We start from the raw sequence: 14329 nt of genomic DNA, 5'->3' as shown, positions 1-14329 counted from the left end.
TGGAAAATCGCTTGCTGTGGGGTCGCAGATGCAGGTGCATCTGCTCGGGCGACCGAGAGCATAGCATTCGTGGGGCTTCGAGCCTGATTTGGCAGGCACTTCGAGCGCCTGGCCCGCGCGCGGTGCGCGTCAGTGGCTATCGCCTGTACTTGCCTCGTGGCTGTGGGTGCCATCGATTCCGGGCTCCCCCGGCTGCAACGCCAGCGGATTGACCCGAACGGGATGGAAATGCATGTCGATACGCGCGATGTGCAGCGCGCGCGGCACCGCAGGCAAAGGCGCGGCGGCGGCAATCCCGCGCTCGACGGCCTCGTCAAGGTCGCCATTGCCGCTCGAACGCAGCAGCGTCACGGAGACGATAGAGCCGTCCGATGCGGCGCGGATCGACACAATGGCTTCCGCGTCCAGCGGCACTTTCTTTGGATTGACGTGCATATTGCCGCCGAGCTTGCAGTTCACGTAGCGCTTCCATTGCCACGAACTCAAGGTCGCTTCCGTGGGCGGCGCGAAACCCGGCGTTGCGACCGCCGCGAGGCAGCGGGTCATGACCAGCTGCGGCGAGGGGCGCACGTGCGGCCCCACCTGCGATACGTCGTCCGAAGCACAGGCGCCCAGCATGAGCGTAAGGGGAAAAGCGATCAGGGGCAGGCGTTTCTTGTTCACTATGGTCTCGTGTCCCTGAGGTGCGGGTGCGCACCTCGGCGTGCGCGGGACCATGCTAGCGCTGCCAGGTTGCAGCGCGCTTACGCTTGTGTGCGCCAGCGCTCATAGGCGCGTCGGGATCGCCCGCGAACGCATTCAATGCGCGCCACTGCACGAGCTTCGCTGCGAAGCTCATCGACGCATAGGCAGGACTGCTTGAGGGTAGCCGTAGAATCGTCACGGCCCGTGCATGCGCGCCAAGAATGCGCTCGCCGATGCGCGCCGCCGTGCCGCCGTTGAACGCGATCGCTTCGAGTGCGGGCAGGCGTTCGATGAGCGCCACGAGATCGTTGCCCTCGTGATCGCGGATATCGCCGTCGAGACTGCCCTCGCGGCGCGCCTGCGCCACGACGTCCCACAGGCCCACGCGATGCGCGCGTAGCGTTTGCAACCGCGCTTCGTACTCCATGGCAACGAGGCCCTCGCCGATCACTTCGCCCACGAGATGCCAGAACTTGTTCTGCTTGTGCGCGTAGTACTGCTGATGCGCAAGCGACGCCTCGCCCGGCAGACTGCCGAGAATGAGCACGCGCGTATGCCCATCGACGACGGGATCGAAGCAGCGCTTGACGGTCATGGCAACCGGTGCAGAACGTTCAACGCGGCGCGTGATGCGCGCGCGAAGCCGTGTGATCGAGCGGGCCGCGTTCGCGACCGAGATGCACACCGGTTTCCTGTGTGGGCGGACCGCTCGCGAGACGCGACCACAGCGCGGGCAGCATGCATTCGGTCACGAGTAGCGGCGCGCCTGCGCGCTCGAACACCGAGCGGCGCGCGACGAACGCATGCGGCGCGTGCATCGTGTCAGCCGCGATCTCACGAGCCGCGAGCGCGTAAAGCGGATGCCGGGCGCTCACGCGCCGGCTCACGAGTGCCGAGCGAGCCACACCGCTATCGCTATAGAGGAGTTCCGCGAGCGGCCGCGTGCGCAAGCGCCGCATGGCCTGCCACACGCCTTGACTCGCGGCGAGCGGCGTCACGCTGTGCGCGGCGACGAACGGCACGCCATCGACTTCGAGCACGATCTCGCGCACCCACGCCCGCTCGCGCGGTGCGAGGCCGAGCGCCGCATTTTCGTCGGACCACGGCATATCGACGGCTTCGCGCGTCACGCGCACGGCGACGCGTCCGAGCGCGCGCAAATGCGCCGTGAGCGAACCACCGCGCGTGAGCCAGTCCTTTTGGTCTGCGCTCAAGGCGGGCAAGGGCGTGACGCGCCAGTGCGCGTTAGCGGCATCGAATCTCAGAGGCATGGCGCGCATTATAGGCTGCGAGGATTTCAGTTCGCTGCGAGCGCGGCGGACAAAAGAAAAACCCCTTGCGGCGGGTAGCCGCAAGGGGTCTCGGTCACGCAAAGCGGCGTGCAGTTGCGTGCTTTAGCCAGCGCGCCCCATCAGCAACGCATTCGTGCGCTTCACAAAACTCGCCGGATCTTCCAGCGCACCGCCTTCCGCCAGCATCGCCTGATCGAACAGCAGATTGCACCAGTCGCCAAAGTCCGCGCTATCGGTGCGCAGCGCCTTCACGAGCGGATGCTCCGGGTTCACTTCGAGAATCGGCTGCATCTGCGGAGCCTGCTGCCCCGCCGCCTTCAACATGCGCTGCAGATAACCGCTCATGTCGCCTTCGTCGGCCACGAGGCACGAGGGCGAATCGGTCAGGCGGAACGTGAGGCGCACGTCCTTGGCCTTGTCCTTGAGCGCTTCCTTCATGTGTTCGACGAGCGGCTTGAGTTCCTCGCTCACCTTCTCCTGCTGCTGCTTTTCCTCGTCGTTGAGCGCGCCGAGGTCGAGGTCGCCGCGCGCCACGCTCGCGAGCGGCTTGCCGTCGAACTCGTTCAGGAACGACAGCATCCACTCGTCCACGCGGTCCGTGAGCAGCAGCACTTCCACGCCCTTCTTGCGGAACACTTCGAGATGCGGGCTGTTCTTCGCGGCCTGCCACGTGTCGGCGGTGACGTAGTAGATCTTCGTCTGCTCGGGCTTCATGCGCGCCACATAATCGGCGAGCGAAACCGTTTGCTCGTTCGTGTCGTTGTGCGTCGACGCAAAGCGCGCGAGCTTCGCCACGCGCTCGCGATTGGCGTGATCCTCGCCAATGCCTTCCTTGAGCACCTGGCCGAACTCGGTCCAGAACGAGGCGTACTTCGCCTTGTCCTCTTCCTTCGCTTCGGCATCCGTCTGAGCGCCGGCCATCTCTTCGAGCATCGAGAGCACGCGCTTGGTCACGCCGTCGCGAATCGCCTTCACGTCGCGGCTTTCCTGGAGGATTTCGCGCGAGACGTTGAGCGGCAAATCGCTCGAATCGACCACACCCTTCACGAAGCGCAGATAGTTCGGCAGCAGTTGCTCGGCGTCGTCCATGATGAAGACGCGCTTCACATACAGCTTCAGGCCGCTCTTGTGGTCGCGGTTCCACAGATCGAACGGCGCATGCGACGGCACGTAAAGCAGCTGCGTGTATTCGCTGCGGCCTTCCACGCGGTTATGCGTCCACGCGAGCGGATTTTGATGGTCGTGCGCGAGGTGCTGATAGAACTGCTGATACTGCTCGTCGCTGATCTCGCTCTTCGAACGGGTCCACAGCGCGCTCGCCTGGTTGATGGTCTCGTACTCGTCCTTCGTGACCATCTCGCTCTTTTCGGCGTCCCATTCTTCCTTCTTCATCTCGATGGGCAGGCCGACATGGTCCGAATACTTCTGGATGATCGACTTGATCTTCCATGCGGAAAGCAGTTCATCCTCGCCTTCGCGCAGATGCAGCGTGATCGTCGTGCCGCGCTGCGCGCGCTCGATCGTCTCGACGGCGAACTCGCCCTCGCCCGCGCTCGTCCAGCGCACGCCCTCGGCGGCCGACAGTCCCGCGCGGCGGCTTTCCACCGTGATCTTGTCCGCGACGATGAAGCCCGAATAGAAGCCCACGCCGAACTGGCCGATGAGCGCCGCGTCCTTCTGCTGGTCGCCCGAGAGCTTGCCGAAGAATTCCTTCGTGCCCGAGCGCGCGATCGTACCGAGGTTAGACACGGCTTCGTCATGGCTCATGCCGATGCCGTTATCGTCGATCGTGATGGTGCGCGCTTCCTTGTCAACGCCCACGCGGATGCGCAGGTTCGGATCATTCTCGTAAAGCGCGCTGTTCGCGATCGCCTCGAAGCGCAGCTTGTCCGCCGCGTCCGATGCGTTCGAGATCAGCTCGCGCAGGAAGATTTCCTTGTTGCTGTACAGCGAATGGATCATCAGGTGCAGAAGCTGTTTCACTTCTGCCTGGAAGCTCATGGTTTCTTGTGCCATGGTCGAGAGTCCTCTTTCGTTGCAGTTCTAGTCTGACAAATGTGTGGCCGCGAGCACGAGGCAAATCGCAGTCGCATCGCGGCGCGCCGCCCGCACAGGTGGGGACAGACGGCGCCGGTTTCAAGAGTCGCCGTCCGCGAATTCACGCTTGCGCGCTCCCGCCGCGCCGGGCCACGCCTTCGAGATAGTCGGCGAGGAACGCGGGCAGTGCCGGATCGCCGCAGTTGGCGATGTTGAAGCGCATCCACGTGGTCGGCGACTGGTGCGGCGAGAAGAGGCTCCCCGGCGTGAGCAGAAAGCCCGCTTCGTGGCCCGCCGCGGTGAGCGCGTCCGCGTCGACGCCGGTATCCGCCCACAGGAACATGCCTGCGCCGGGCGCCGCGAAGAGGCGCAAGCCCGCGCGCTCGAGCATCCGTGCCGCCTTGTCGCGCACGCCGTCCAGGCGTCCGCGCAGGCGCTCAACGTGACGCCGGTAGTGGCCCTCCGTGAGCACGCGGTAGAGCACGCGCTCATTGAGCTCGGGGCTCGTCATGCCGACGAGCATCTTCTGATCCGCCACCGCCTGGGCCACGTCGAGCGCACTCGCGATATAGCCCACGCGCAAGTTCGGTGCGAGCGTCTTCGAAAAGCTGCCGAGGTAGATCACGCGGCGCAACTGGTCGAGGCTCGCGAGGCGCGTGGCCGGATAGCCCGCCGGGCAGAGGTCGCCGTAGATATCGTCCTCGACGACGATGAAGTCGTACTGTTCGGCAAGCCGCAGAATGCGGAACGCCTGCGCGGCCGTGAGCGAAGTGCCGGTGGGATTTTGCAGCACCGAATTGATGACGAGCATCCTGGGCCGCCACGTCTGGACCAGCGCTTCGAGCGCGTCGAGGTCCGGCCCTTCGGGCGTGTACGGCATGCCTACAAGGCGCGCGCCCTGCGAGGCGAAGCGCCCGAACATCTGGAACCATGCGGGGTCGCCTACCACCACCGTATCGCCGGGCTGCACGTAGATGCGCGCGAGCAGATCGATCGCCTGGGTGATGCCCGAGACGAGCACGATCTGGTCGGGCGTCGCGCCGATCTCGAGTTCCGCCATGCGTGTCTGGAGTTGCTGGCGCAGCGGCAGAAAGCCTTGCGGCGAGCCGAAGCCGAGCAGTTGCGTGCCGCTCTGGCGGCCAAGCGAGCGCATCGCGCCAGTCAGCAGTTCGCCGTCCAGCCAGCGCGCAGGCAGATAGCCCAGACCCGGCCCTTTTTCTGGCCGTGTGGACGTGTGAAGCATGTTGCGCAGCAGCCAGACCACGTCGATGGTGGGCGGCGCGGGGGCGGCGGCCGTCGTTGCGCCTTCCGGGCGCGTCGGGGCGCCGGCCATCACCGGCGCGCGTTCGCCGCCCGCCACGATCGCGAGCCGCTCGCGCACGTAGAAACCGGAACCGCGCCGCGAGTCGAGGTAGCCCTGTGCGACGAGACGCTCGTACGCCTCGACCACGGTGAAGCGCGACACGCCCTTGTCGAGCGCGAGCTTGCGGATGGACGGCATGCGCATACCGGGGCGGAACACGCGCTCCTCGATGCGGCGGCGACCCCACTGCACGAGCTGGTCGACGAGCGTGAGCGTGGCCGCATCGTGCGGAGCGGGAATCTGGTCTAGCGGTACGGACGACATGAGGACTCCCGGAACTCGAACTGTACAGAGCACTATCGGGCCGATTGTACCGTTACTGTCCGCAGCCATACCGGTACATTTGATCGCATGCGTACCGGTAAGGATTCGGTAGAGGCGTCGGCACACTGTTGCGGCGCGCGCTTCTGCCCTCTTCCTTCCGTCCCCGAGATCACTCCTGTCCTTATATGAACGCCACGCCGCTTCGCCTGGATCACCTCGTCGTAGCCGCGCGCACGCTGGAAGAAGGCGTGCAGTACGTGAGCGACGCGCTCGGCGTCGCGCCCGCAGGCGGCGGCGCGCACCCGCTCATGCGCACGCACAATCGTCTGCTGGGGCTGTGGGGCGGCGCGTATCTGGAAGTCATCGCGATCGATCCCGCCGCGAAACGTGGAACAAGCAGCGGCGCGAACGCCCGCGCGCGTCTCTTCGCGCTCGACGATCCCGCTGTGCAGGCGCGCATGGAACAGGGGCCGTACCTGTCGCACTGGGTCGCCCGCGTCGATCCGCCGAAAGACCTCGCGCGCTGGCGCGAACAGTACCCGCAGCGCATGCCCGAACTCGTGGCGATGACGCGCGGCGACTTTTCCTGGCAGCTCACCGTGCCGCAGGACGGCGCGTTCCCGGCCTGGCAAGGCGCGGGCGACGGCATTCTGCCCTCGCTGATCCAGTGGGACACGGCGCATCATCCGTCGCAGTTGCTGGCCGACACCGGCATCGCGCTCACATCGCTCACCGGCTTTCACCCACAGGCGCAAGCGGCGCGCGAGCAGCTTCAGTGGCTCGGCGCGTCGCACCTGATCGCCGTGGAGGAAGCCCTCTCGCCCGCGCTCGTCGCGCAATTCGAAACCCCGTCCGGTCCGCGCACGCTCGGCGCGCCGGCACGCTGATCCGTCGAGCGCAAAGTCCCGCATGAAAGCACGCGAAACCCAAGGCATGCTGCTCGGCCTCGTCGGCGTCATGATCTTCAGCCTCACACTGCCGATGACGCGCATCGTCGTCGCCGAATTCAATCCGCTCCTGAACGGCCTTGGCCGCGCGCTCGCCGCCGCCGTGCCGGCCGCGCTGCTGCTCGCCATCCGCCGCGAAAAGCGGCCCACCTGGCCGCAGGTCAAGAGCCTCGCCGTGGTGTCGCTTGGCGTGATCGTCGCGTTTCCGGTGTTTTCCGCCTTTGCGATGAAGACCGTGCCGGCCTCGCACGGCGCCATCGTCAACGGGCTGCAGCCGCTCGCCGTGGCGATCTACGCCGCGTGGCTCTCGCATGAGCGGCCCTCGAAGGCGTTCTGGGCCAGCGCGCTCCTCGGCAGCGCGCTCGTGGTCGCGTTCGCGCTCCAGGCGGGTGGCGGTTCGCTGCACGCGGGCGATGCGTGGATGCTTATCGCGGTGGGCATCGGCGCGCTCGGCTACGCCGAAGGCGCGCGCCTCGCACGCCAGCTCGGCGGCTGGCAGGTGATCTGCTGGGCGCTCGTGCTCTCGGCGCCGTTCCTCGCACTGCCGGTGGGCTGGCTCGCGTGGGCGCACCATGTGGCGCATCCTGGCCCCGTCGCGCTGAAGACCTGGCTCGCCTTCGGCTACGTCACGCTGTTTTCGCAGTTCATCGGCTTTTTCGCGTGGTACGCGGGGCTCGCCATGGGCGGCACGGCGCGCGTAGGCCAGGTGCAGCTGCTGCAGATTTTCTTCACGATGGCGTTTTCGGCGCTCTTTTTCGGCGAGCAGGTCGCGCCCTCGGCATGGCTCTATGCAGCCGCCGTGATCGCCACCGTGGTGCTGGGCCGGCGTGCGGCGATCCGCACGGCCCCGGCGCCAGCGCGCGCATGAGCCGGTTTCGCGTCATAATCGAAGGTTTTCGGCGGCATCCGGCGGCGCGCGATCCCGCCACATGCCGCCACTGAATCAGTCACTCGCCCCACCCCAACCAGGAGACCCCATGGACCAGAGCGATCTCAAGGCCGCGCCCGCGTGGCAACTGTCCGAGCGTGCAATCAAGCTGACCAGCTCGGCGATTCGCGAAATCCTGAAGGTCACCGAGCGTCCCGAAGTCATTTCGTTCGCGGGCGGCCTGCCCGCGCCGGCCAGCTTCCCGGCCGAGGAAATGCGCGCCGCCGCCGACCGCATCCTGCGCGACGATCCCTCGGGCGCCCTCCAGTACAGCGCGACCGAAGGCTATATGCCGCTGCGCGAATGGATCGCTGCGCGCCACTCGGTGGGCGGCGTGAAAGTGCGTGCCTCGCAGGTGCTCATCACCACCGGCTCGCAACAGGCGCTCGACCTGATCGGCAAGGTGCTGGTCTCGCCCGATAGCCCCGTGCTCGTGGAAACGCCGACCTACCTCGGCGCGCTGCAATCGTTCTCGCTCTACGAGCCGAAGTACGTCCAGGTCCCGACCGACGAGAAGGGCCTCATGCCTGAAGGCCTCACGCCGGAACTGACCGCTGGCGCGCGCCTGCTCTACGCGATCCCGAACTTCCAGAACCCCACGGGCCGCCGCCTGCCGCTCGAGCGCCGTCAGGCGCTCGCGGAATTCGCGCAGCACTCGCCCTTCCCCGTGATCGAAGACGACCCCTACGGCGCGCTTCTTTACGCGGGCGAGCCGCTGCCTACCGTGCACTCGCTCGCGCCCGAGCATGTCGTGCATCTGGGCTCGTTCTCGAAGATCCTGGCGCCGGGCCTGCGCGTGGGCTATATCATCGCGCCCGAAGACCTGCACTTCAAACTCGTGCAGGCCAAGCAGGCCACCGACCTGCACACGCCGAGCTTCACGCAGCGCATCGTCTACGAGGTGGTGAAGGACGGCTTCCTCGACACGCACATCCCGAAGGTGCGCGCGCTCTATCGCGACCAGTGCGAAGCGATGCTCGACTCGCTCAAGCGCAACATGCCCGAAGGCGTGAGCTGGAACCGCCCCGAAGGCGGCATGTTCATCTGGGTGACGCTGCCCTCGAACGTCGACAGCATGAAGCTGCTGGCCGAAGCCGTCGCGCAGAACGTGGCCTTCGTGCCCGGCGCGCCGTTCTTCGCGGACGAGCCCCAACACAACAAGCTGCGCCTGTCGTTCGTCACGGTGCCGCCCGCGAAGATCGAAGAAGGCGTCGCGAAGCTCGCGGCCCTGATCCGCGCGCACGCCTGAAAAACACAAGGCTTTTTCCGACTCAACATCCGAACGAGGAATCCTGATCATGGCTGACATCAACATCTACGACCGTCTCGAACAGCTCGGCATCACCCTGCCCCAGGCAGGCGCGCCCGCCGCGGCCTACGTGATGAGCGCCCAGAGCGGCAACACGGTGTACCTGTCGGGTCACATCGCGAAGAAAGACGGCAAGGTGTGGGCCGGCAAGCTCGGTGAGTCGCTCACGACCGAAGAAGGCAAGGCCGCCGCGCGCTCGATCGCGATCGACCTGCTCGCCACGCTGCACGCCCATACGGGCGACCTCAATAAGGTCAAGCGCGTGGTCAAGCTCATGAGCCTCGTGAACTCGACGCTCACGTTCACCGAGCAGCACGTCGTCACGAACGGTGCTTCGGAGCTCATCGCCGACGTATTCGGCGAGAAGGGCAAGCACGCGCGCTCGGCGTTCGGCGTCGCGCAGATTCCGCTTGGCGCGTGCGTCGAGATCGAGCTGATCGCCGAAGTCGAGTAAAGAAGCTTTGGTAACGTGCGCGGACCTGCATCAAGGTCCGCGCACTTGCATGCAGTTTTCTGTTGCGCGTTCGCGCAACCAGGCGCATCTTCTCGCGCCGCCCTCCCCCTTCACGATCGTTCCGTCATGACCCAGCACAGCGTCCGCTTCAAACAGGTCGACGTCTTCACGTCGGTACCCTTCAAGGGCAATCCACTCGCCGTGGTGTTCGACGCCGATGAGTTAAGCGGCGATGAGATGCAGGCCATCGCGCGCTGGACGAATCTCTCGGAAACCAGCTTCCTGCTCGCCCCCACAGACGCGCGCGCCGACTACCGCGTGCGCATCTTCACGACCAAGGGCGAGCTGCCCTTCGCGGGCCACCCGACGCTCGGCACAGCGCACGCGTTCCTCGAGAGCGGCCGCACGCCGAAAACGCCCGGCCGTCTCGTGCAGGAATGCGGCGCCGGCCTCATCGACCTGGCCGCTGGCGAGAACGGCGCGTGGGCCTTCGCCGCACCGCCCGCGCGGATCACGCCGCTCGCCGCCGCGCAATTCGATGCATTGCGCGCCGCCCTGCGCTCAGAAGCCATCGACTTCACGGCGACACCCTGCGGCGTCGACAACGGCGCGCCGTGGCTCGTCGTGCGCCTGGCATCGGCGCAAGCGGTGCTCGCGCTCGACGTCGACTACGAAGCGATCGAAGCCGTTGCCGCGAGCGTGGGCGCACACGGCGTGGCCGCCTACGGCCCGCATGAAGCCGATGGCCCCGCGACCTTCGAAGTGCGTTGCCTGATGACGGGCCTCGGCAAGGGCGAAGACCCCGTGACCGGCAGCGCGAACGCCGCCATCGCCATGCTGCTCGAACAGCAGAACCGGCGTCCGGGCGCCCGCTATACGGTGCGCCAGGGCACGGCGCTCGGGCGCGACGGGCGCGTGCACGTCGAATATGACGATGCGGCGAAAAAGATCTGGATTTGCGGCCATTCGGTGACGGTCGTCGACGGGACCTGCCGACTCGGGTAACCGGCTGCAGCCCTCTTCTCATGCAAGGTGCATGCCCCGACGTGCACCGCTTCGCATCTATGCACCGCACATGGGCATTGCGCGCGTGTCGAGGTAACCCTCGCGTATACCCGGGGGACCACAGCTTCCTTAATCATTCCCCAACCAGTAATATCGAAACATCGGACGCATGACGCATCCGGCGTTCATTGTTCGCGCGCAATGCGCGTATTCCGCAGCCATCCGTTATTCATGCCGCCGACTCAACTGAGCGCATCGTTGCCGTTCTGGCCGCCGCATCCGCGGTGCGAGTTCACGCGCCTGCGGCGGCTGCGATGAGTTCCACACGAGGTCCGTTTTCGCGCGATTCGAGCCTGCGCAACGCGCCCGGCCCGGCGTATACGCGCCCGCGCGCGCTGCTCGCCATTCCGCTGCTCGGCGTGCTGGTGCTCTTGCTGCTGTGGGCCGTGATCTTTACGCGCCTCTCGGTCGAGAAGGAAGCAACCATGCGCGAGGCCACGGCGTCTGCGGCCATCCTCTCGGCGGCGCTCGAACAGCACACCGTCAAAGCGATTCACCAGGTCGACCAGATCACGCGCTTCGTGAAGTACGAGTTCGAGAAGTCGCCGGGGCACTTCGATCTCGCGAGCACGGTCGAGAAGGGTGTGGTGCAGAGCGACTCGCTCGTGCAGGTATCGATCATCGACGAGCACGGCACGCTCATCGCGAACACGGCGGACCCGAATCCCAAGCCCATCGATCTCTCGGACCGCGAGCACTTCAAGGTGCACGAGCACGAGAACGACGATCAGCTCTATATCAGCAAGCCGGTGCTCGGTCGCGTGTCCGGCCACTGGACCCTGCAGATGACGCGCCGCCTCAATCACCCGGACGGCTCGTTCGCGGGCGTGGTGGTGGTGTCGGAAGACCCGAGCTACTTCACGAGCGACTTCTACAACAACGCCGCGATCGGCCGTGACGGCGTGATCGCCGTGATCTCGGACAGCGGCGCCGTGCTCGCACGACGCACGGGCAGCGCCGAGCGCGCGAACGGCACGTTTTCCGCGAGCGGCGTGTATCCCATTTCCGAGCATGTGTCGGGCACCTACGTCGACCCGATCGATCACGTCACGCGCGTCGTCTCGTATCGCCATATCGACGGCTATCCGCTCGCCGTGCTCGTCGGCCTCTCGCAAGCCGAGGAGTTCGCCGACTACAACCACACGCGCGACGTCTACCTGATGATGGCGACGTTCATCTCGCTCGCCATGCTCTCCTTCTTCGCCGTGGCCACAGGGCTGATCGGCAAGCTGCTCGGGCGCGAGCGCGAGATGTCGCAACTCGTGCAGTACGACCTGCTCACAGGCCTGCCCAACCGCTACGCCACGCTGCAGCGTCTGCGCCACGAAGTCTCGCAGCCGGGCAACCTCGGGCGGCTCGCCATTCTCTTCATCGACCTCGACAACTTCAAGACCGTCAACGACACGCTCGGCCACAACGCCGGCGACATCGTGCTGCAGATGAGCGCCGCACGCCTCGCCGACGCCGTGGGCGGCGCGGGCACGCTCGCGCGCATTGGCGGCGACGAGTTCGTGGTGATCGTGAAGGGCGACGACATCGAAAAGCGCGCCATCGCGCTCGCCGAAGCCACCAACGCCGCCTTCACGCATCCGTTCGATGTGCGCGGCAGCGCCTTCGTGCTGCATGCGAGCACCGGCATCGCGCTCTTCGCGGTCGCGCATGAGAGCGAAATCGACCTGCTCAAGAAGGCCGACCTCGCGATGTACGCCGCGAAAGAAGCCGGGCGCAACTGCTTTCGCTTCTACTCGCCGCAACTCGCGCACCGCGCCGACCACTTGATGAAGTGGGAGCAGCAGTTGCGCGTTGCGCTCGCCGAGGACCAGCTCTTTCTCGCCTACCAGCCGAAGATCGATTTGCGCCGGCGCTGCATCACGGGCTTCGAGGCGCTCGTGCGCTGGAACCATCCGCAATACGGGCTCATTCCCGCAGGCGAATTCATTCCGGTGGCCGAATCCACGGGCCTGATCGTGCCCGTGGGCGATTTCGTGATCCACACCGCCTGCGCCCAGCTCGCGCAGTGGCAACAGCAAGGCTATGAGTCGCTCACGCTCGCCATCAACATCTCGGCGGTGCAGTTCTGGCGAGGGGACCTCTACGAGACCGTGTCCCGCGCCATCGAAGAAACGGGCATCGCCGCGCACCGGCTCGAACTCGAGATCACCGAAACCGCGATGATGGAATACCCGGAGCTTGTCTCCGAGAAGATCTTCGCGTTGAAGCGGCTTGGCGTGCGCGTCGCGCTCGACGACTTCGGCACCGGCTATTCGTCGCTCTCGTATCTGAACCGCTTCGCCGTCGACACGCTCAAGGTCGACCGATCGTTCGTGCAGGCCATTCCCGCGGACCGCAGCGTGTGCGTGATGGTCTCCGCGATCGTCAATCTCGCGCGCTCGCTCGGGCTCACGGTGGTCGTCGAGGGCACCGAAACCGAAGAGCAGATCGCATGGCTTTCCGCGCTCGGGCCAATCGAGGCGCAGGGCTTCCTGTTCTCGCGCCCCGTACCGGTGGAAGGCGTGGCCGCGCTGATCGAGCGCTTCGGCGTGTGCAGCGCGACGCAACCCGGTACACAGGCCGCGCGCGAAGACCGCCGCAACGAGCGCCTGAGCGACGCACCGCAATCGCGCTGACGTTTGCCCTTGCGCAGGTTGCGCGCATGTTCTGTGCGGTTTCTGGCGACTTCCGCGAGACGCGTGCCTTCGCGTACAGACGCACACGCACCCTCGCACGCATCATGCAGCCATGCAAACCCGCACCGACGAAGCGATCGCAGCGCCTGATACGGGCGAATACCGCGACAACGAAGAACCGCTCCTGACGCTCTTTCGCGTCGTGCTGACCGTTTCCGCGGTCTCGTGGGGCGGCCTCGCGCTCATGGCGCAACTGGAGCAGCACTACGTGGAGCGCGAAGCGCGGCTCACGCAAACCGCGTTCTCGGATCTGGTGGCACTGGCCTGGATGGTGCCCGGGCCCGTGGGCTGCAACGTCGCGGTGCAACTTGGCCACGCGCTGCGCGGACGCGCGGGTGCCTGGATCGCGGGCGTGGCGAGCGTGCTGCCCTTCTTCGCGCTGATGACGGTGTTCGCCATCTTCTATCGCACGCCGCTCGTGCACGCAGTTGCCTCACGCACGCTGCTCGACCATTTCAGCGTCGTGCTCGCCATGCTGATCGGCGTGACCTGGTACCGGCAAACCCGCGCGCTCGTACGCGGCCCGCTCGAATGGGGCGTGGCGCTTGCGGCCTGTGCAACGCTCGCGCTCGCCGCGAGCGCCGCGGCGTACGTGGCGATTCTCCTTGTCGCGTTTGCCGCGGGCTGGCTCGCGAGCCCCGTGCCGTCGCAGCGCTTCGAATTGCGCGTGACGCGGCGCGACGTGCAGTTGCTCGCCGCGCTTGCCGCGCTGATCGTCGTGTTCGCGCTGCCGCTGCCGCACCCGTTCGACTCGGCGCTGCTCTGGCCGCGTCTCGCGGGCGCGGGTATGACGCTGTTCGGCGGCGGCTTTTCTGCGCTGCCCATATTGAAAACGCTGTTCGTCACGCCAGCGGTGGGCATCACCAACGACGACTTCACGCTGGCGTTTACGCTCTCCCCGCTTTCGCCGGGGCCGCTGCTGAACGTGGTGCCTTTCTTCGGCTATCTCGTGGATGGCTGGCCCGGCGCGCTCGTCGCCACGCTCGCGCTCTTCGTGCCTTCGGGCTGCCTCGTCGTGCTCGCACGGCGGCACCTGCACCGCATGAAAGCGAACCCGCGCTTCGAGCACGCGATGCGCGTGCTGCGCGCCGCGACCACTGCGTTTCTCGCGATCGCCGTCTGGCATATCGCGCGGCACGTGCCATTGCATGCGTCGTATCTGCTGACGGCCGTGTTCTCGGCGATGTGCTTCGGCAAACTCAAGCTCCCCGCTTACGCGGTCTACGCAACGGTCGGGCTCGCGTGCGGGGCGTGGCTGCTTTGGGCCTGACGCGTGGGCGTGATGCGTGGCATGCGCTG

Annotated in this window: 12 protein-coding genes; 7 read left to right on the top strand and 5 right to left on the bottom strand. The window is 66.3% G+C overall.

Features of this window, described 5'->3' with window-relative positions; genetic code table 11:
• Positions 1 to 129: 129 nt before the first annotated feature.
• From L0U83_RS04110 to L0U83_RS04090, 5 genes are all read right to left on the bottom strand, one after another.
• Positions 130 to 663: a TonB family protein gene (locus L0U83_RS04110; RefSeq protein ID WP_233880778.1), complete on the bottom strand. Its 534-nt coding sequence runs from the start codon at positions 661 to 663 to the stop codon at positions 130 to 132.
• A gap of 55 nt (positions 664 to 718) precedes the next feature.
• Complete coding sequence (locus L0U83_RS04105; RefSeq protein WP_233880776.1) at positions 719 to 1279, bottom strand: DNA-deoxyinosine glycosylase; 561 nt, start codon at positions 1277 to 1279, stop codon at positions 719 to 721.
• Positions 1280 to 1298: 19 nt separating this feature from the next.
• Complete coding sequence (locus L0U83_RS04100; RefSeq protein WP_233880774.1) at positions 1299 to 1955, bottom strand: chorismate--pyruvate lyase family protein; 657 nt, start codon at positions 1953 to 1955, stop codon at positions 1299 to 1301.
• 123 nt (positions 1956 to 2078) lie between these two features.
• Positions 2079 to 3992 (bottom strand): molecular chaperone HtpG, encoded by a 1914-nt coding sequence (gene htpG / locus L0U83_RS04095; RefSeq protein WP_233880772.1) that lies wholly within the window; start codon positions 3990 to 3992, stop codon positions 2079 to 2081.
• A gap of 142 nt (positions 3993 to 4134) precedes the next feature.
• Positions 4135 to 5640: an aminotransferase-like domain-containing protein gene (locus L0U83_RS04090; RefSeq protein WP_233880770.1), complete on the bottom strand. Its 1506-nt coding sequence runs from the start codon at positions 5638 to 5640 to the stop codon at positions 4135 to 4137.
• Positions 5641 to 5825: 185 nt separating this feature from the next.
• Between L0U83_RS04090 and L0U83_RS04085 the strand changes: the two genes are divergently transcribed.
• The 7 genes from L0U83_RS04085 to L0U83_RS04055 all read left to right on the top strand — a co-directional run bounded on the left by L0U83_RS04085 (position 5826) and on the right by L0U83_RS04055 (position 14300).
• Positions 5826 to 6527, top strand: coding sequence for a VOC family protein (locus tag L0U83_RS04085; RefSeq protein WP_233880768.1), 702 nt, complete (start codon positions 5826 to 5828; stop codon positions 6525 to 6527).
• 22 nt (positions 6528 to 6549) lie between these two features.
• A complete protein-coding gene (locus L0U83_RS04080; protein ID WP_233880766.1) occupies positions 6550 to 7455 on the top strand; it encodes a DMT family transporter in 906 nt (301 codons plus the stop codon).
• Between the two features lie 109 nt (positions 7456 to 7564).
• Positions 7565 to 8764 (top strand): aminotransferase-like domain-containing protein, encoded by a 1200-nt coding sequence (locus L0U83_RS04075; protein WP_233880764.1) that lies wholly within the window; start codon positions 7565 to 7567, stop codon positions 8762 to 8764.
• 49 nt (positions 8765 to 8813) lie between these two features.
• A complete protein-coding gene (locus tag L0U83_RS04070; protein WP_069265377.1) occupies positions 8814 to 9278 on the top strand; it encodes a RidA family protein in 465 nt (154 codons plus the stop codon).
• Between the two features lie 126 nt (positions 9279 to 9404).
• Positions 9405 to 10283: a PhzF family phenazine biosynthesis protein gene (locus L0U83_RS04065; RefSeq protein WP_233880762.1), complete on the top strand. Its 879-nt coding sequence runs from the start codon at positions 9405 to 9407 to the stop codon at positions 10281 to 10283.
• Positions 10284 to 10597: 314 nt separating this feature from the next.
• On the top strand, positions 10598 to 12970 hold the full coding sequence (locus L0U83_RS04060; protein ID WP_233880759.1) for a bifunctional diguanylate cyclase/phosphodiesterase: 2373 nt from the start codon (positions 10598 to 10600) through the stop codon (positions 12968 to 12970).
• Positions 12971 to 13082: 112 nt separating this feature from the next.
• Positions 13083 to 14300: a chromate transporter gene (locus tag L0U83_RS04055; RefSeq protein ID WP_233880756.1), complete on the top strand. Its 1218-nt coding sequence runs from the start codon at positions 13083 to 13085 to the stop codon at positions 14298 to 14300.
• Positions 14301 to 14329: the final 29 nt, after the last annotated feature.

Source organism: Paraburkholderia flagellata, from assembly GCF_021390645.1.
Lineage (GTDB): Bacteria > Pseudomonadota > Gammaproteobacteria > Burkholderiales > Burkholderiaceae > Paraburkholderia > Paraburkholderia flagellata.
Note: the sequence above shows the minus strand (reverse complement) of the source record. Positions and strands in the feature narration are given on the sequence as shown.